At 67.2% G+C, this 18,155-nt stretch carries 11 protein-coding genes; 9 read left to right on the forward strand and 2 right to left on the reverse strand.

Annotation, left to right across the window (positions count from 1 at the left end; translation table 11 throughout):
- Window positions 1–4 precede the first annotated feature (4 nt).
- From leuS to VSX79_RS16920, 8 genes are all read left to right on the forward strand, one after another.
- Window positions 5–2,566, forward strand: coding sequence for a leucine--tRNA ligase (gene leuS, locus VSX79_RS16885; RefSeq protein ID WP_326913924.1), 2,562 nt, complete (start codon window positions 5–7; stop codon window positions 2,564–2,566).
- The gene (lptE, locus tag VSX79_RS16890) at window positions 2,566–3,123 is read left to right on the forward strand and encodes an LPS assembly lipoprotein LptE (RefSeq protein WP_179497588.1); all 558 of its coding nucleotides are present in this window, start codon (window positions 2,566–2,568) and stop codon (window positions 3,121–3,123) included. Before leuS ends, lptE begins: the two co-directional genes overlap by 1 nt.
- The gene (holA, locus tag VSX79_RS16895; RefSeq protein WP_326913925.1) at window positions 3,120–4,151 is read left to right on the forward strand and encodes a DNA polymerase III subunit delta; all 1,032 of its coding nucleotides are present in this window, start codon (window positions 3,120–3,122) and stop codon (window positions 4,149–4,151) included. Before lptE ends, holA begins: the two co-directional genes overlap by 4 nt.
- 150 nt (window positions 4,152–4,301) lie before the next feature.
- Window positions 4,302–5,396: a phenylalanine--tRNA ligase subunit alpha gene (gene pheS, locus VSX79_RS16900; RefSeq protein ID WP_326913926.1), complete on the forward strand. Its 1,095-nt coding sequence runs from the start codon at window positions 4,302–4,304 to the stop codon at window positions 5,394–5,396.
- On the forward strand, window positions 5,393–7,777 hold the full coding sequence (gene pheT / locus VSX79_RS16905; RefSeq protein ID WP_326913927.1) for a phenylalanine--tRNA ligase subunit beta: 2,385 nt from the start codon (window positions 5,393–5,395) through the stop codon (window positions 7,775–7,777). Before pheS ends, pheT begins: the two co-directional genes overlap by 4 nt.
- 36 nt (window positions 7,778–7,813) lie before the next feature.
- Complete coding sequence (locus tag VSX79_RS16910; RefSeq protein ID WP_326913928.1) at window positions 7,814–8,773, forward strand: alpha/beta hydrolase; 960 nt, start codon at window positions 7,814–7,816, stop codon at window positions 8,771–8,773.
- A gap of 312 nt (window positions 8,774–9,085) precedes the next feature.
- Window positions 9,086–11,749, forward strand: a complete 2,664-nt coding sequence (gene mutS / locus VSX79_RS16915) for a DNA mismatch repair protein MutS (RefSeq protein ID WP_326913929.1) — start codon at window positions 9,086–9,088, stop codon at window positions 11,747–11,749.
- Window positions 11,746–14,505, forward strand: coding sequence for a [protein-PII] uridylyltransferase (locus VSX79_RS16920; RefSeq protein WP_179497594.1), 2,760 nt, complete (start codon window positions 11,746–11,748; stop codon window positions 14,503–14,505). Before mutS ends, VSX79_RS16920 begins: the two co-directional genes overlap by 4 nt.
- Here the strand turns inward: VSX79_RS16920 and VSX79_RS16925 are convergent.
- Complete coding sequence (locus VSX79_RS16925) at window positions 14,502–15,065, reverse strand: methylated-DNA--[protein]-cysteine S-methyltransferase (protein WP_326913930.1); 564 nt, start codon at window positions 15,063–15,065, stop codon at window positions 14,502–14,504. The genes VSX79_RS16920 and VSX79_RS16925 overlap by 4 nt on opposite strands.
- A 186-nt stretch (window positions 15,066–15,251) precedes the next feature.
- On the opposite strand from VSX79_RS16925, the gene VSX79_RS16930 reads away from it, so the two are divergent.
- Window positions 15,252–17,516 (forward strand): NADP-dependent malic enzyme, encoded by a 2,265-nt coding sequence (locus VSX79_RS16930; protein ID WP_326913931.1) that lies wholly within the window; start codon window positions 15,252–15,254, stop codon window positions 17,514–17,516.
- 81 nt (window positions 17,517–17,597) lie between these two features.
- On the opposite strand, the gene VSX79_RS16935 is transcribed toward VSX79_RS16930, so the two are convergent.
- The gene (locus VSX79_RS16935; protein WP_179497600.1) at window positions 17,598–18,083 is read right to left on the reverse strand and encodes an outer membrane protein assembly factor BamE; all 486 of its coding nucleotides are present in this window, start codon (window positions 18,081–18,083) and stop codon (window positions 17,598–17,600) included.
- Between the last annotated feature and the right edge of the window lie 72 nt (window positions 18,084–18,155).

Here is an 18,155-nt window from a genome sequence, read left to right on the forward strand (position 1 = left end):
ACGAATGACCCGCGAACCGCGCTTTGGCGCCCTCGCCGCCGACGCCCGCTGGCAACAGGCGTGGGAGGCGGCGAACAGCTTTGCCACGACCGACAGTGGCGCCAAGGATTTTGGCAGGCCCAAGGCCTATATCCTCGAGATGTTCCCCTATCCCTCGGGGCGCATCCATATGGGTCATGTCCGCAACTATGCGATGGGCGACGTGCTGGCCCGGTTCAAAAGGATGACCGGGCACGACGTCCTCCACCCGATGGGATGGGACGCCTTCGGTATGCCGGCGGAAAACGCGGCGATGGAAAAGGGCGTCCACCCCGGCGGCTGGACGCGCGACAATATCGCGTCGATGCGCGGCCAGCTCAAGCGCCTCGGCCTCGCGATCGACTGGAGCCGCGAACTCGCGACATGCGAGCCCGATTATTACGGGCAGGAACAGTCGCTGTTCCTCGACCTGTTCGCCGCGGGGCTCGTCGCGCGCAAGGAAAGCTACGTCAATTGGGACCCCGTCGACATGACGGTGCTGGCGAACGAGCAGGTGATCGACGGTCGCGGCTGGCGTTCGGGCGCACTGGTCGAAAAGAAGAAATTGTCGCAGTGGTTCTTGAAGATCACCGACTTCGCCGACGAACTGCTCGAAGGGCTCGAAAGCCTCGACAAATGGCCCGACAAGGTGCGGCTGATGCAGGAAAACTGGATCGGCAAGTCGCAGGGACTCGAATTCTCGTTCAGGCTGGCCGGCGGCGCGCCGGGGTTCGACGTGTTCACGACGCGCCCCGACACGCTCTATGGCGCGAGCTTCGCCGCGATTTCGCCCGATCATCCGCTGGCGGAGAAGCTCGCCAAGGATTCGCCCGAACTCGCGGCGTTCATCGAAGAGTGCCGGCGGCAGGGCACGGCCGCCGAACAGCTCGACACCGCCGAGAAGCTCGGCTTCGACACCGGCCTGTCGGTCGAGCATCCGCTCGACCCGGCGCTGCATCTGCCCGTCTGGGTCGTCAATTATGTGCTGATGGACTATGGTACCGGCGCCATCTTCGGCTGCCCGGCGCACGATCAGCGCGATCTCGATTTCGCGCACAAATATGAGCTGCCCGTCCATCGCGTGATCGCCGATGGCGACGAGACCGCGCAGCATTTCACCGGAACCGAGGCCTATACCGGCCCGGGCCGCCTCGTGAACAGCCATTTCCTCGACGGCATGAGCATCGACGAGGCCAAGGCCGCGATCATCGCGCGCGCCGAGCATGAGGGCTGGGGCAAGGGCACGACCGTGTGGCGCCTGCGCGACTGGGGTGTCTCGCGCCAGCGCTATTGGGGCACGCCGATCCCCTTCGTCCACTGTCCGGCGTGCGGCATGGTGCCGGTGCCGAAGAGCCAGCTCCCCGTCGTGCTGCCCGAGGACGCCGATTTCTCGGTCCCCGGCAATCCGCTCGACCGCCATCCGACATGGAAGCATGTCGCGTGCCCGTCGTGCGGCGGCGAGGCGGTGCGCGAGACCGACACGCTCGACACCTTCGTCGATTCCTCCTGGTATTTCCTGCGCTTCGCGTCGGCGCCGGCGGACAAGCCCTTCGATCCGGAGGTCATCCGCCGCTGGCTGCCCGTCGATCAATATATCGGCGGCATCGAGCATGCGATCCTCCACCTGCTCTACGCGCGCTTCTGGACGCGCGCGCTGAACAAGCTGGGCATGATCGACATCAAGGAGCCCTTCGCCAGCCTGTTCACGCAGGGCATGGTGACGCACGAAACCTACAGCCGCGCCCAGGGCGAAGGCCTGCCGTCGCTCTTCTTTACTCCCGACGAGGTCGAGCGCGGCGCCGACCGCGCGACGCTGATCGCCGACGGCGCGCCGGTCGATATCGGCCGCGTGATCAAGATGTCGAAGTCTAAGAAGAATGTCGTCGATCCCGACGCCATCCTCGACCAATATGGCGCCGATGCCGCGCGCTGGTTCATGCTGTCCGACAGCCCGCCCGAGCGCGACCTGCCATGGAGCGAGGCGGGCATCGAGGGCGCGTGGCGCTTCGTCCAGCGCTTGTGGCGGCTGTTCGGCGACACCGAGAATGTCGGTGACGGCGGCGAAGACAAGGGCCTCGCGCGCAGGCTGCACCAGGCGATCGCTGGCGTCGCCGCCGACATCGAATCGCTGGGCTTCAACAAGGCGGTGGCAAAGATTCACGCGCTCGCGAACGAGATCGAAAAGGCAAAGCCCTCGGCGACGCGCGCCGAGGCGTGCCGCACCTTGATCCTGCTCGTCGCGCCGATGATGCCGCACCTCGCCGAAGAGGCGTGGGCGGCGCTTCCGGCAAGCCAGCGCACGGCCGCGATGATCGCCGATGCCGCATGGCCCGTCGCCGATCCGGCACTGCTCGTCGATGACGAGGTGACAATCGCGATCCAGATGGCGGGTAAGCTCCGCGATACGATGACCATCGCCAAGGGGCTCGACAGGCAGGCGACCGAAGCTGCGGCGCTCTCGCGCCCGCGCATCGTCGAGCTGCTCGCGGGAGCGGCGCCGAAGAAGGTGATTGTGGTGCCCGACCGTTTGGTGAATATCGTACCCTGATGCGCTTGCTTCTCGTCTCCTGCCTCGCGGCCGCTTCGCTCACCATCGGCGGTTGCGGGCTGCGTCCGTTATACGCGAACGGCAGCAAGGGCGCGGTGGCGCAGATTCTCGCCGACGTCGATGTCGCGCCGATCGAGGGGCATGAAGGCTGGCTCGTCCGCAACGCGCTGCGCGACCGGCTGCAGGCGACGCAGGGCGGCGAGGGCGCGGGCAAGCGCCTCCGCCTTGATGTCCGGCTCGAGGATTCGATCACCGGCTTCGGCGTCCGCGCCGACGATACGGTGACGCGCGAACGGCGCACCTTGCGCGCGCGCTATCAGCTCGTCGATTCGGCATCGGGCCAGGTGATGCTCGATGCCACCGCCTTTTCGGACGCGGGAATCGACGTGGTCGGCAGCGAATATGCGACGATCGCCGCCGAATCGACCGCGCTCGAACGACTCGCCTCGGGCGTCGCCGACCAGATCGTCGCGCGCCTCGCAGTCTATGCGAACCGCGGTGGCGGCCAGCCGGGGGCCGAGCCAGCCGCGCCGACACCCGCACCCGCCGGGCAATGAAAAGCGTCAAGCCCGCCGAACTCGAACGCCAGACGCGCCTCGACCCCGCGGTCCGCTTCACGCTCCTTACCGGCCCGGACGAAGCCACGATGGAAGCCGTCGCAAGCCGCCTCATCGGTCTTGCGGGCAAGGATGCCGAACGGCTCGACCTGACCGGATCGCAGCTCGCGCAAGATCCCTCGCTACTTGCTGCCGAAGCGGCGTCGATGTCGCTCTTTTCGCCCGCACGTATCATCAAGCTCGAACTTTCGGGCAGCGGCGACGACAGCCTCGCCGCGGTCGAGGCGCTGCTCGCTGCCGAAACCGCGATCAACCCGGTCGTCGCGACGGGCGCGTCGGTCACCGCGAAGTCCAAACTCGTCAAGCTGGTCGAGGGGTCGGACCATGCCGTCGCGGCGATCTGCTACCAGCCCGACCGGCGCGCGCTCATCGGCATCGCGATGGCGGCGGCGCAGGAGCAGGGGCTCCGGATCGCGAACGGCGAGGTGCAACTGCTCGTCGACCTCGTTTCGGGCGACCAGGCCCTGATGCGGCGCGAGATCGAGAAGATCGCGCTTTATCTCGACGCCGGACCCGACCGCCAGCGGCAGGTCACACCCGCCGACATCGCTGCGCTGGGCGCCGCGACGCACGAGGAGGATGTCAGCGAATGCATCAACGTCGCGCTCGGCGGGAAGCTGCGCGACCTGCCCGAAATGCTCGCCAAGGCGGCGGCGGTCGGCGTCGCCGAAATCCGCATCATCCGCGCATTGGCGATCCGTGCGCTCGCACTGGCACGCCTGCGCGCTGAAGTCGACGGCGGCGCGCACCCCGCGACCGTTGTCTCGGCGCGGTCGAGCGGCATTTTCTGGAAGGAGCGCGACGCGGTAACCGCGCAGCTTCATATCTGGGATTCGGTGCGCATCGCGCGGCTGATGAGCCGCCTGCTCGACTGCGAGCGCGCGCTGAAGACCTCGGGCACCGCAGGCGGCGTGCTGTTCCGCAAGCTGATGACCGATATTGCGCACCAGGCGGCGCGAGCGCGCTAGCGCGGGCCGCTTTTCCGCCAACGGGCTTGACCCGCGCGGCGCCTTCGGTGCAAGCGGCGGACGACGGACGCGCGGCCAGCCGCCTATCCACCGAATCCAGGGAAAGACAAGGCCGGCAGCGGCAGCGCCGCCGGAACAGGACGAATGACGATGAGCGATATCGAGGCCATCCAGACCCAATTGCTGGGCGACATCGAAGCCGCGGCCGACGTGGGCGCGGTCGAGGCGCTGCGCGTCGCCGCGCTCGGCAAGGCGGGAAGCATCACGGGGCTGCTCAAGACGCTCGGCGGCATGAGCTCCGAGGAACGGCAGGTGCAGGGACCGGCGATCCATGGCCTGCGCGAGAGCGTCACCGCCGCGCTCGCCGCGCGCAAAGCAGTGCTCGACGCCGAGGCGCTCGACGTCAAGCTCGCCGCCGAAGCGATCGACATGACGCTCCCCGCCGAGGCGGGCCCGCGCGGCAGCGTCCATCCGGTTTCGCAGGTCATGGATGAACTCGCCGAAATCTTCGCCGACATGGGTTTCGCCGTCGCCACCGGCCCCGAAATCGAGGACGACTGGCACAATTTCACCGCACTCAACATCCCCGAGACGCATCCGGCGCGGGCGATGCACGACACCTTCTATTTCCCCGACAAGGACGCCGAAGGCCGCGCGATGCTGCTGCGCACGCACACCTCGCCGGTGCAGATCCGCACGATGATGTCGCAGGAGCCGCCGATCCGCATCATCGCGCCCGGCCGCGTCTATCGCAGCGACAGCGATGCGACGCACACGCCGATGTTCCATCAGGTCGAAGGTCTCGTCATCGATCGCGACGTCCATATGGGGCACCTCAAATACACGCTTGAGACGTTCCTGAAGGCCTATTTCGAGCGCGACGACATCGTGCTGCGGCTGCGCCCGAGCTATTTCCCCTTCACCGAACCGTCGGCGGAGGTCGATGTCGGCTATAAACAGGAAAAGGGCCGCCGCATCGTCGGCGGCAATGGCGACGACGAGGGCCATGCGTGGATGGAGCTGCTTGGCAGCGGTATGGTCAACCGCCGCGTGATTGCCAATTGCGGGCTCGATCCCGACGAATGGCAGGGCTTCGCCTTCGGTGTCGGCGTCGATCGGCTCGCGATGCTCAAATATGGCATGGATGACCTGCGCGCCTTCTTCGACGGCGATCTCCGCTGGCTCGCGCACTACGGGTTCGGCGCGCTGAATGTCCCCACGCTCAGCGGGGGGATTTCGGCATGAAGATCACCCTCGACTGGCTCCGCGAACATCTGGACGGCGACTATTCGGTCGCCGACGTCGTCGCGACGCTCAATCGCATCGGCCACGAGGTCGAAGGCGTCGAGAATCCGGCCGAGAAGCTGGCCGGCTTCCGCGTCGCGAAGGTGCTGACCGCCGAGAAGCATCCGCAGGCCGACAAGCTGCAGGTGCTGACCGTCGATAGCGGCGACGGCGTGCCGCTCACCGTCGTCTGCGGGGCCCCCAATGCGCGCGCAGGCCTGATCGGCGTGCTTGGCCTGCCCGGCGCGGTCGTGCCGGCGAACGGCATGGAGTTGAAGGTCGCCGCCGTGCGCGGTGTCGAATCGAACGGCATGATGTGCTCGACGCGCGAGCTTGAGCTCGGCGACGACCATGACGGGATCATCGAGCTGCCGGACGACGCGCCGGTCGGCACGCCCTTCGCCGATTATGCGGGCGCGAGCGATCCGGTGGTCGACATCTCGATCACGCCGAACCGGCAGGACTGCATGGGCGTGCGCGGGATCGCGCGCGACCTCGCCGCCGCCGGGCTCGGCGCGCTGAAACCGCTCGAGGTCCCGACGATCATCGGGACAAGCGCCCCCGCGACCGAAATCCGGACCGACGATGTCGAAGCCTGCCCCGCCTTCTTCGGCCGCACGATCGGCGGCGTCACCAACGGCACCGCGCCCGAATGGATGCGCCGCCGTCTGGAAGCGGTCGGCCAGCGCTCGATCTCGGCGCTCGTCGATATCAGCAATTATGTGATGTTCGACCTCGGCCGCCCGAACCATATCTATGATCGCGCCAAGCTGACCGGCGCGCTCGTCGCCCGGCGCGCGAGGGACGGCGAGACCGTCACCGCGCTGAACGGCAAGGAATATGTGCTCACCGACACGATGACGGTGATCGCCGACGAGCGCGAGGTCCACGACATCGCCGGCATCATGGGCGGCGAACATTCGGGATGCAGCGAGACGACGACCGACGTCCTCATCGAGATTGCCTATTTCACCCCCGAGCGCATCGCGCTGACGGGCCAGGCGCTCGGCCTGACCAGCGATGCGCGCAGCCGTTTCGAACGCGGGGTCGATCCGGCCTTCCTCGACGATGCGACCGCGATCGTCACGGCGCATATCCTGAATATCTGCGGCGGCAATCCGTCGACGGTGACGCGCGCGGGCACCCCGCCGGCCGAAGTCAGGACGATCGATTACGACCCCGCGCTGTCGGCGACTTTGGGCGGCATCGCCATCGCGCCCGAGCGGCAGAAGGACATCCTCGCCGCGCTCGGCTTCGGCGTGATCGAGCAGGGCGGCCGCTGGCTGGTGTCGGTGCCGAGCTGGCGCCGCGACATGGACGGTGCGCCCGACGTTGTCGAGGAAGTCACACGCATCACGGGCTTCGACGCGATTGCGTCGGTGCCGCTGCCGCGCGCCGACGGGGTGGCAAAGCCGACCGCGACCCCGGAACAGCTGACCGAACGCCGCCTGCGCCGCGGCGCCGCCGCCGCGGGCTTCCACGAAGCCGTCACCTGGTCGTTCATCAGCGAGGCCGATGCGGCGCCCTTCGGCGGCGGCGCGTGGAGCCTCGCCAACCCGATCAGTGAAGATCTGAAAGTCATGCGCCCGTCGCTGCTGCCCGGCCTGCTCGGCGCGGCGGCGCGCAACCAGAACCGCGGCGCGGAGAGCATCCGCCTGTTCGAGATCGGGCGACGCTACCTGACGGGCGCCGAACATCCCACGCTGGCGATCCTGATGGCGGGCAACAAGCGCGCGCGCGGCTGGCAGGCGGGCAAGGCCGCGCCGTTCGACGCGTTCGACGCCAAGACCGCAGCGCTGGCGCTGCTCGAAGCCGCGGGCGCGCCCGCCGACCGGCTGCAGGTGATGGAAGCCGTCGCGATCGGCAACATCTGGCACCCCGGCCAGTCGGCGACGCTGCGGCTCGGTCCCAAGGCGGTGCTCGCCGAATTCGGCGCGCTCCACCCCGCGCTGACTCGCGCCTTCGACGTCGACGGCCCGGTGATTGCGGTGCAGATTTTCCTCGATGCGATTCCCGCGAAGCGCGCGAGCGGCCCCGCCCGCGCCGCCTTCGCACCCCCGGCATTGCAATCGGTGCGCCGCGACTTCGCCTTCCTCGCAGCCACGGGCCTGACCGCCGCCGAGCTGGTGCGCGCGATCCGCGGCGCCGACAAGGCGGCGATCGTCGATGCGCGGCTGTTCGACCGCTTTGCCGGGCCAGGCGTGCCCGAGGGGCAGGTGAGCCTGGCGGTCGAGGTCGAATTGCAACCGACCGAGAAAAGCTTCACCGATGCCGAATTGAAGGCGATCGCCGACAAGCTGGTCGCCGCGGCGGCGAAGGTGGGAGCAACGCTGCGAGGATGATCCGCCCGCTCGGCAGGATGAAAGGGAGCATTTGATATGGACACCCGCCACCTTGTCGATCGCGAGATCGCGCCGATCATCGACCTGTTTCCACGGGTCGACCTCGACGCGGCGCCGATCGCGCAGATTCGCGCCAAGGCGGCGGAGACCTATTCGATCCTGCCCCCGCCGGTGATCTCCCCTGAACGACTGACCGTGCCGTCGATTCACGGCGGACCCGACATCCCGGTATTCCTCTACCGTCCCGCCCAAACACGCCCCGGCGGCGGCGCGATCCTGCACATCCATGGCGGCGGCATGGTGATGGGGTCGGTCGAACAGATGCAGGCCGGACCCGCGCTGCTCGCGGCCTCCGCGGGTGTGCCGGTCGCGTCGGTCGAATATCGCCTCGCCCCCGAACATCCCTTTCCCGCGCCGCAGGAAGATTGCCATTCGGCGCTCGCATGGCTTGCAGGACAGGCGCGGGGGTTGGGTTTCGACGCGGGCCGGATCGTCGTCGCCGGCGAAAGCGCGGGCGGGGGGCTCGCGGCGGCGCTCGCGATCATGGCGCGCGACCTTGGCGGACCGGCTATCGCGGGCCAGCTTCTCACCTATCCGATGCTCGACCACCGGACGGGCGGCGATGCCTGTCCCTATGCCAATCCGACGACCGGCGAGTTCATCTGGACGCGCGCGAGCAACCGCTTCGGCTGGCGCGCGCTGCAGGGCGATTACAAGGCCGACGACCACCGCCGCGGCTGGTTTTCGCCGAGCCTGGCCGAGGACCTGACCGCCCTGCCCCCCGCCTATATCGCGACGGGGAGTCTCGACCTCTTCTTTGACGAGAATCTCGACTATGCACGCCGGCTCGTCGCAGCGGGCGTGCCCGTCGACCTGCACAGCTATGCCGGCGCGATCCACGCATTCAACGCAATTCCCGATGCCGCGCTGTCGCAGCGCTTCAATGGCGGGTTGCTGGCGGCGGCCGCGGCGATGACGGGGCCGTCGAGCGCCTGAATGGACCGCGCGTTTCGGATGACGGCCGGTAGCGACCGAAGGGGCCGTTTCCCATGGATTAATCGGCCGCCTCATTCGAAGAGCGTATCTTGATCTGGACAAGGAAGACGCTCTCGGTTTGCCCGTTCCCCAAGACGTAATATGGCGCTTGGCCAAGGGGTCCGTCGAGCCCATCCACGTTGGATGACGCGCATCGCGAATGTCCGCTTTCGAATGGATGTTGGTGCAAAGCTGCCTGTCGCCTATCCACCCGATGCCGCCATTGCACCGCTCGTCCTTGCCTTGCCGCCCTCAATGACTAAGCAGGGGCGGATGGCCGCCACCGCTCCCCGACCCGCCAACAGCAACACCGCCGCCCCCGCCGCGACGCCGATGATGGCGCAATATTGGTCGCTCAAGGACAAGGCGGGCGACTGCCTGCTTTTCTATCGGATGGGCGATTTCTTCGAGCTTTTCTTCGACGATGCGAAGGCCGCGGCATCCACGCTCGACATCGCGCTCACCTCGCGCGGCGAACATGGCGGCGAACCGGTCCCGATGTGCGGCGTCCCTGTCCATTCGGCCGAATCCTATCTCGCGCGGCTGATTCGCGCCGGGCACCGCGTCGCGATCGCCGAGCAGGTCGAAACCCCGGCCGAGGCGAAAGCGCGCGGCGGGTCGAAGGCGCTCGTCGCGCGCGATATCGTGCGCTTCGTCACCGCGGGGACGCTGACCGAGGAAAGCCTGCTCGAAGGGCGCAGCGCGAACCGGCTTGCCGCACTGGCGCAGGTGGGGAACGAAGGTGAGTTCGCGATCGCCGCCGCCGATATCTCGACCGGACGATTCGAGGTGGTTGCCGTGCCCGCGTCGGCGATCGACGCCGAACTCGCGCGGCTCGCGCCATCGGAGTTGCTGCTGAGCGAGAGCGCCGGGGAACTGCCGATCACCTCGGCGCGGCAGGTCGTGCGTCGGCCTTCGTCGGACTTTGCAAGCACGGGCGCGCAAAAGCGGCTTGAAAGCTTCTTCGGCGTCCAGACGCTCGACGGCTTCGGCCAGTTCGGCCGCGGCGAGATCGCTGCGATGGGTGCACTCGTCGCCTATCTCGAGCATGTCGGCACCGGCGGGCCGACCTTCCTCCAGCCGCCGGTGCGGCATCTCGCATCGGGACGGATGGCCATCGACGCGGCAACGCGCGAAAGCCTGGAACTCGTCCGCACGATGGCGGGAACGCGCGAGGGCAGCCTCTTGGGGACGATCGACCGCACGGTGACGGCAGCAGGCGCACGGTTGCTCGCCGACGATCTCGCAAGCCCGCTCACCGACAAGGCGGCGATCCTCGACCGCCTCGACCTCGTCGACGCGCTTGCGCGCGATGCCTTGTGGCGCGGTGAGCTGCGCGCGGCGCTGCGCGCGCTGCCCGACGCCGGGCGCGCATTGGGCCGCCTCGTTGCGGGGCGCGGCGGGCCACGCGACCTCGCGCAGCTCCGCGATGCGCTCGGCGGTGCCCGCCTGTTGCGCGAACATCTCGCGCGCCGCACCGACCTGCCGCCCCTGCTCGCGCGCCTGCTTCCCGGGCTCGACGGCCATGGCGCGCTCGTCGACGAACTCACCCGCGCGCTGATCGAGACGCCGCCGGTCGATGCGGCGCAGGGTGGCTATGTCGCCGAAGGCTATGATCATGCGCTCGACGCGCTGCGCGAAACCGCGCGCGACGGGCGCAAGGCGATCGCCGCGCTCGAAGCCCAATATCGCGACCGCACCGGGATCGCCTCGCTCAAGATCCGGCATAACGGCGTACTCGGTTATCATGTCGAGGTGCCCGCGAAGCATGCCGATGCGCTGATGGCGCCCGAATCGGGCTTCACGCACCGCCAGACGCTTGCGGGGGTCGTACGCTTCAATTCGTCCGACCTCCACGAAGCCGCGAGCCGCGTCACGCAAGCGGGCGTTCACGCGATTGCCGCCGAGGCGGCACATCTTGAGGCGCTCACCGACGCCGCGATCGGCCGCCGCGAAGCGATTGCCGCCTCGTGCGACGTGCTCGCGCGGATCGACGTCGCCGCCGCGCTCGCCGACCATGCGATGAGCCATAACTGGTGCCGCCCCGAACTCGCTGACACGCCGTGCCTTGACGTCAGCGGCGGCCGCCATCCGGTCGTCGAGGCGGCGCTCGCAAAATCAGGCGAGCGCTTTGTTCCCAATGACGTCGCGCTGTCCGAGGCCGACCGGCTCTGGCTCGTCACCGGCCCGAACATGGGCGGTAAATCGACCTTCCTTCGCCAGAACGCACTAATCGTCGTGCTCGCGCAGGCGGGCGGATTCGTGCCCGCCGCCACGGCAAAGCTCGGCCTCGTCGACCGGCTGTTCAGCCGCGTCGGCGCCAGCGACAATCTTGCGCGCGGACGTTCGACCTTCATGGTCGAGATGGTCGAGACCGCCGCGATCCTTGCGCAGGCGACGCCGCAAAGTTTCGTTATCCTCGACGAGGTCGGGCGCGGCACATCGACCTACGACGGGCTCGCGCTCGCCTGGTCGGTGGTCGAGGCGGTGCACGAGGTGAACAAGTGCCGCTGCCTCTTCGCGACGCACTATCATGAACTGACGCGGCTCGCCGAAACGCTGAACGCGCTCTCGCTCCACCATGTCCGCGCACGCGAGTGGCAGGGTGACCTGGTACTGCTCCACGAAGTTGCCGAAGGCCCGGCGGATCGCAGCTACGGCCTTGCCGTCGCGCGACTTGCAGGGGTTCCCGCCGGGGTGGTCAAGCGCGCCGAGGCAGTCCTCGCGAAACTCGAGGCGGGGCGCGAGAAGACCGGGGGGCTCGCGGCGGGGCTCGACGATTTGCCGCTCTTCGCCGCGACGCTCGCCGAGGCCCCCGCCGCCGCGAAGGATGCGCTGCGCGAAGCCCTCGCGGCGATCGATCCCGATGCCCTCGCCCCGCGCGAGGCGCTCGATGCGCTCTACACGCTCAAGCGCCTGATGGCCGACGAGGCATGAGCAAGCTGTTCGACAATCTCGACCAGCGGCGCGCGATCATCGATCGCCGCGACCTTGCGGCGCAGCTCGATATGATCGCTGCCGAAAGCGGCGACACCGGCACGCGCCGCCGCGCGATGGTCGCGCTGCTCAAGGGTGCACTCGACGCCGGGCGCGGCGAGATCGAACGGCGTCTGCTCGAACGGCCCTCGTCGGGGCGCGTCGCGGCGAATGCGACCGCGTTCCTGATCGACCAGATCATCCGTCTCAGCCATGATTTCACCGTCGGATACCTCTATCCATCCGCCAACCGTTCGGCGGGCGAGCGCATCACGCTGATCGCGGTCGGCGGCTATGGCCGCGGCGAAATGGCGCCACACAGCGACATCGACATCGGCTTTCTCACGCCGTTCAAGCAGACGAGCTGGACCGAGCAGGTGATCGAGGCGCAGCTCTATACGCTCTGGGATCTGGGGCTGAAGGTCGGACACAGTTCGCGCTCGCTAGACGAGATGGTGCGCGCGGCGAAGGAGGATCTGACGATCCGCACCGCGCTGCTCGAAGGGCGCTTCATCTGGGGCGACCGCGATCTGTATGACCAGGCGTCGGCGCGCTTCGACGCCGAGGTCGTCGCGGGTAACGCACGGGCTTTCGTCGCCGAGAAGCTCGCCGAACGCGACGAGCGGCACAGGCGCATGGGCGATTCGCGCTATGTCGTCGAGCCCAATGTGAAGGAAGGCAAGGGCGGGCTGCGCGACCTCCACGCGCTCTTCTGGATCGGCAAGTTCATCCACCGCGTGCGCACCGTGCCCGAACTGGTCGATGCGGGGCTGATGTCGGCACGCGAGCTTCGCCAGTTCGAACGCGCCGAAAATTTCCTGCTCGCGGTGCGTTGCCACCTCCACATTCTCGCGGGGCGCGCCGAGGACCGGCTGACCTTCGATTTCCAGCGCGAGATCGCGAGCCGCATGAAATTCGCCGACCGCCCCGGCAAGAGCGCGGTCGAACGGTTCATGCAGCTCTATTTCCTCCATGCCAAAAGTGTCGGCGACGTCACCGGCACGTTCCTCGCACATCTCGACGACCAGATGGCGGCGCGCGGGCGGCGCTTCCTGCCGACGATCCGGCGGCGGCCGGGAAAGCTCCATGGCTTCGTGCTCGACCGCGGACGGCTTGCGCTGCCCTCGGGCGATTTTTTCGAACAGGATCCGATGCGGCTCGTCGAGATTTTCGCGCTCGCCGACAAGCATGGCCTCGAAATCCATCCGCAGGCGATGCGGCAGGCGCGGCACGATGCCAAGCTGATCGAGACGCAGGCGGTGCGCCGCGACGCGCGGGCGAACGAGCTGTTCCTCGACGTGCTGACCTCCCCGCGCGATCCCGAAACGGTGCTGCGCTGGATGAACGAGGCGGGCGTCTTCGGCCGTTTCGTCCCCGACTTCGGCCGCGTCGTCGCGCAGATGCAGTTCGACATGTATCACCATTACACCGTCGACGAACATACGATCCGCGCGATCGGGCTCCTCGCCGACATCGAGCAGGGCCGGCTCAAGGAAGATCATCCGCTCTCGACCGCGATCATGGACCAGATCCATTCGCGGCGCGTCATCTATGTCGCGGTGCTTCTCCACGACATCGCCAAGGGGCGCGGCGGCGACCATAGTGTGCTCGGCGCCGAACTCGCGCTGCGCGTCTGCCCACGCCTCGGCCTCAGCGCGGCCGAGACCGAAACCGTATCCTGGCTCGTGCGCTATCACCTCCTGATGTCGGCGACGGCGTTCAAGCGCGATCTCGCCGATTTCAAGACGATCCTCGACTTCGCGCAGATCGTGCAAAGCCCCGAACGGCTGCGGCTGTTACTCGTCCTCACCGTCGTCGACATTCGCGCGGTCGGGCCGGGCGTGTGGAACAGCTGGAAACGGCAGCTGCTCACCGAACTTTACGATGCGGCCGAGGAAGTGCTGCGCCTCGGCCACAAGCAAAAGGGACGCGAGGCGCGGATCGAGGCGAAGAAGGAAGCCGCCGCAACGCTGCTCGGCCTCGATGAAAAGGCGTTCGCCAAACTCATCAGGCCGCTTCCCGAAAGCTACTGGATCGCCGAGCCGGTCGAGGTGATCGTCGCCAATCTCCGCCACATCCGGGACGCGGGAGACGCGCCGCTGCACATCACCGCGGTACCCGACAACGATCGCGGCGCGACGCTCGTCATGGTTATCGCCGCCGACCATCCGGGACTCTTCTATCGCATGGCTGGCGGCATCCACCTCGCCGGCGGCAACATCATCGACGCGCGCATCCATACGACGCGTGACGGGCTCGCACTCGACAACTTCCTCGTTCAGGACCCGCTCGGGCGCCCTTTTGCGGAGTCGGGACAGATCGCGCGCCTGACCCGCGCGATCGAGGACGCGCTCGCCAACCGCCAGAAACTGCTCCCCAAGCTAGAGGCGCGCGCGCTCCCGCGCACGCGCGCCGAAGCCTTCCGGATCGCCCCCAGCGTCTTCGTCGATAACAAGGCATCCAATCGGTTTACGGTGATCGAGGTTAATGCGCAGGACCGGCCCGCATTGCTCAACCAGCTTGCCTATGCGCTCTTCCAGTCAAAGGTGACCGTACACAGCGCGCATGTCGCCACCTATGGCGAACGCGCGGTAGACACCTTCTACGTCACCGACCTGATCGGCGACAAGATCGACAGCGCGGCGCGCGTGAAATCGCTGGAAAAGCGCCTGCTCGAAGCCGCCGCCAGCCGGAGCGAAGAAGCCGTGGCCGCCTAGGGCCCGCTCTGAAAATCGAACCCTTGCTGGACCGGCGCGACCGGCACGCCTTCGAGTTCGAGCATGCGCGCCTTCGACAGCGCGCCGCCCGGTGCCGAAAACCCCCCGATCGCACCGCCCGCGGCCAGAACGCGGTGGCAGGGGATGATCAGCGGAACGGGATTGGTCGCCATCGCCTGCCCGACCGCTCGGGCATGTTCGGGGCCCGCGTCGAGTGCGCGCGCTACCGCGCCATAGGTCGTTGTCTCGCCCCAGCCAAGCTTGCGCACATGGTCATAGACGCGGGCGAAAAAGGGCGGCCGGTCGCCCAAATCGATCGCGACGCTGAAAAACTCGATGCGTTCGCCGGCATAATAGCGAACCACCGCGTCGATGACCGCCATGATTTCGGCCCGCGGCGGGCCGCGGACCGCGTCCGGCAGACGGCGCAGCATGGCGCGAGCGGCTTCGGGCGCGGTCGCTGCGGGCAGACGCAGCGCTGTGATGCCGGCACCGGTCCAGCCGATCCCCGCAACCCCCACTGCGGTTTCGAAAAGCTGATACTGGCTTTGCCCGGCCATCCTGTTCTCCATCTGGACTGGAGATATAGGGTCATATTTCGCCGAAGCCATATCGCGTCCGAAGCGGCGATATGGTCCAGTCATACGCTGCCACGGGCGTGCAACATTGCCGGTTACATTTTCGCGAGGCGGCGCTAGGGGAAATATTCGGGCGCGCATCTTGTGGATATTTCGAGAGGACAAAGAATGGACAGCGGCAGCAAGGTGCAGTTTTCGGACCGCGAGGCCCTGCTTTACCACGCATATGGCCGGCCCGGGAAAATCGAGATCGTCGCATCGAAACCGATGGCCACGCAGCGCGACCTCAGCCTTGCCTATTCGCCCGGCGTCGCGGTTCCGGTGAACGCGATCGCCGAGGATCCGGCGAAGGCCTATGATTATACGATCAAGGGCAATCTGGTTGCGGTGATTTCGAACGGCACCGCGATCCTCGGGCTCGGCAACCTTGGCGCGCTCGCCTCGAAGCCGGTGATGGAAGGCAAGGCGGTACTGTTCAAGCGCTTCGCCGACGTCGATTCGATCGACCTCGAGGTCGATACCGAAGATCCCCAGCGCTTCATCGAGGCAGTCGAGCTGCTCGCACCAAGCTTTGGCGGTATCAACCTCGAAGATATCGCCGCGCCCAATTGCTTCATCATCGAAGCGGCGCTGAAGGAACGCATGAACATTCCGGTGTTCCATGACGACCAGCATGGCACCGCGATCATCACCGCCGCCGGCCTGATAAACGCCTGTTATCTGACGGGCCGCGACCTTTCGACGGTGAAGGTCGTCGTCAACGGCGCCGGCGCTGCGGCGATTGCGTGCACCGCACTGATCAAGGCGATGGGCGTCCGGCACGAAAATGTTATCATGTGCGACCGCAAGGGCACCATCTATCAGGGCCGTACCGACGGCATGGACCAGTGGAAGTCGGCGCATGCGGTGCCGACCGAAGCGCGCGACCTGACCGAAGCGCTCGTCGGCGCCGACGTGTTCCTCGGCCTGTCGGCCGCGGGCGCGCTGAAGCCCGAGATGGTCAAGGACATGGCGCCCGCGCCGATCATCTTCGCGATGGCGAACCCCGACCCCGAAATTTCGCCCCCGGACGCGCGGGCGGCGCGGCCCGACGCGATCATCGCCACGGGGCGCTCGGACTACCCCAACCAGGTCAACAACGTCCTCTGCTTCCCCTTCATCTTCCGCGGCGCGCTCGATGTCCATGCGACCGCGATCAACGAGGAGATGAAGATCGCCGCGGCCTATGCGATTGCCGACCTCGCACGCCAGCAGGTGCCCGAGGAAGTCGCGGCCGCTTACGGAGGACGCGCGTCGAGTTTCGGGCCCGAATATATCATCCCCTCGCCTTTCGACCCGCGCCTGATGGAAATCGTGCCCGCGGCGGTCGCCGAAGCGGCGATGAAGACCGGCGTCGCGCAACGGCCGATCGAGAATCTCGACGACTATCGCACCCAGCTGCGCGCGCGCCTCAACCCGACCACCTCGGTCCTGACGCTTGCCTATGAAGCCGCGCGCAACAATCCGAAGCGCGTCGTCTTTGCCGAAGGCGAAGAGGAAGTGGTCCTGCGCGCCGCGATCCAGTTCCGCGACGGCGGATACGGCATCCCGGTACTCGTCGGGCGCGAGGGACTGCACGACAAGCTCCGCGCGATGGGCGTCGCCGACGCCGAAAGCTTCGAGGTCCACAACAGCGTCAATTCGCCGCATGTCCCGCAGATGGTCGACATGCTGTACGAGCGCCTGCAGCGGCGCGGCTATCTCCGCCGCGACGTCGAGCGTATGGTCAACCGCGACCGCAACATCTTCGGTTCGCTGCTGCTCAAGATGGGGCTCGGCGATGCGATGATCACCGGCACGACGCGAACCTATTCGCAGTCGATGCGCGAAATCCGGCGGGTGATTGATCATGCCGAGGGAAAGACGCCGTTCGGCATCCACGTCCTCGTCGACCAGCATCACACCATCTTCATGGCCGATACGACGGTCAACGAACGGCCGACCGCCGAAATGCTGGCCGACATCGCCGAACGCACAGCCCAGGTCGCGCGGCGGATGGGGCACGAACCGCGCGTCGCTTTCCTTTCCTATTCGACCTTCGGCAACCCCGAGGGAAGCTGGCTCGAGAGCATCCGCGAAGCGGTGGCGATTCTCGACCGGCGGAAGCCCGCCTTCGAGTATGAAGGCGAGATGGCGCCCGACGTCGCGCTCAACGAGAAGGTGATGAAAAATTATCCCTTCTGCCGCCTGTCGGGGCCGGCGAACGTGCTGGTCATGCCGGGGCTGCAATCGGCGAACCTGTCGGCGAAGCTGCTGCGCGAACTGGGCGGCGGCGCGGTGATCGGCCCGATGCTGGTCGGTATGGAGAATCCGGTTCAGGTCGCAACGATGGCCTCGACCGCGTCCGACCTCGTGACGCTGGCGGTGCTCGCAGCCGGTGGAATCGCACAATAATATAGGAAAGACGTCGCCCCCCGCTTAGGCGGGGGGCATTTGGTTCCCCGCGGCGGCGCCTTCGTGGAGGCGACTACAGGTTTACTGTCCGCCCGGCGCCCCCGCGCCCGGAGCGCCGACCGCGCCGATATTGCCGAAAATATCCTCGAAGAAGCTGCGATGACGGCCGAGCGTCGGAGTCTTGTCGCCTTCAGGGCTGATCTTGCTCACCAGTTCAAGGCCGGTACGATCGACCGCGGCAACATTGCCTGCAGAATCGAAGCGGACCCGCAACACCTGCTGATCGATCGGGCGCGGTCGCGCGAAAGCGAGTTGGCGCGTTTCGCGCGAAACATAATAATATTCGTCCGTACCGAACTGGCCAACGAACGTCGGTCGGCCGAGTGTCTTTTCGACCGATTCGCGATTATCGACCCCGGCCGTGATCGCTTCGGTCAGCATCGGATCGACGACATAGCCCTGCCGCCCCTTGAGCTGCGCGCAGCCACCGGCCGTCAGCGCGAGCGCCAGCCCGGCGACGATCAGGCGCACGGGCCGGGCGGGAAGCTTCGGGTAATGGGTCGGCATCAACATATCTCCGTTGCGCCGCTTGTATTGGGCGCTGGCAATCGCGCCTCTTAACCGCAAGCGGTCGGCGCG

The organism is Sphingopyxis chilensis (genome assembly GCF_035930445.1).
Classification (GTDB): Bacteria; Pseudomonadota; Alphaproteobacteria; order Sphingomonadales; family Sphingomonadaceae; genus Sphingopyxis; species Sphingopyxis chilensis.

Coding starts and splice junctions, on each gene's coding strand:
- leuS (WP_326913924.1), top strand. CDS start 5: ATGACCCGCGAACCGCGCTTTGGCGCCCTCGCCGCCGACGCCCGCTGG.
- lptE (WP_179497588.1), top strand. CDS start 2,566: ATGCGCTTGCTTCTCGTCTCCTGCCTCGCGGCCGCTTCGCTCACCATC.
- holA (WP_326913925.1), top strand. CDS start 3,120: ATGAAAAGCGTCAAGCCCGCCGAACTCGAACGCCAGACGCGCCTCGAC.
- pheS (WP_326913926.1), top strand. CDS start 4,302: ATGAGCGATATCGAGGCCATCCAGACCCAATTGCTGGGCGACATCGAA.
- pheT (WP_326913927.1), top strand. CDS start 5,393: ATGAAGATCACCCTCGACTGGCTCCGCGAACATCTGGACGGCGACTAT.
- VSX79_RS16910 (WP_326913928.1), top strand. CDS start 7,814: ATGGACACCCGCCACCTTGTCGATCGCGAGATCGCGCCGATCATCGAC.
- mutS (WP_326913929.1), top strand. CDS start 9,086: ATGGCCGCCACCGCTCCCCGACCCGCCAACAGCAACACCGCCGCCCCC.
- VSX79_RS16920 (WP_179497594.1), top strand. CDS start 11,746: ATGAGCAAGCTGTTCGACAATCTCGACCAGCGGCGCGCGATCATCGAT.
- VSX79_RS16925 (WP_326913930.1), bottom strand. CDS start 15,065: ATGGCCGGGCAAAGCCAGTATCAGCTTTTCGAAACCGCAGTGGGGGTT.
- VSX79_RS16930 (WP_326913931.1), top strand. CDS start 15,252: ATGGACAGCGGCAGCAAGGTGCAGTTTTCGGACCGCGAGGCCCTGCTT.
- VSX79_RS16935 (WP_179497600.1), bottom strand. CDS start 18,083: ATGCCGACCCATTACCCGAAGCTTCCCGCCCGGCCCGTGCGCCTGATC.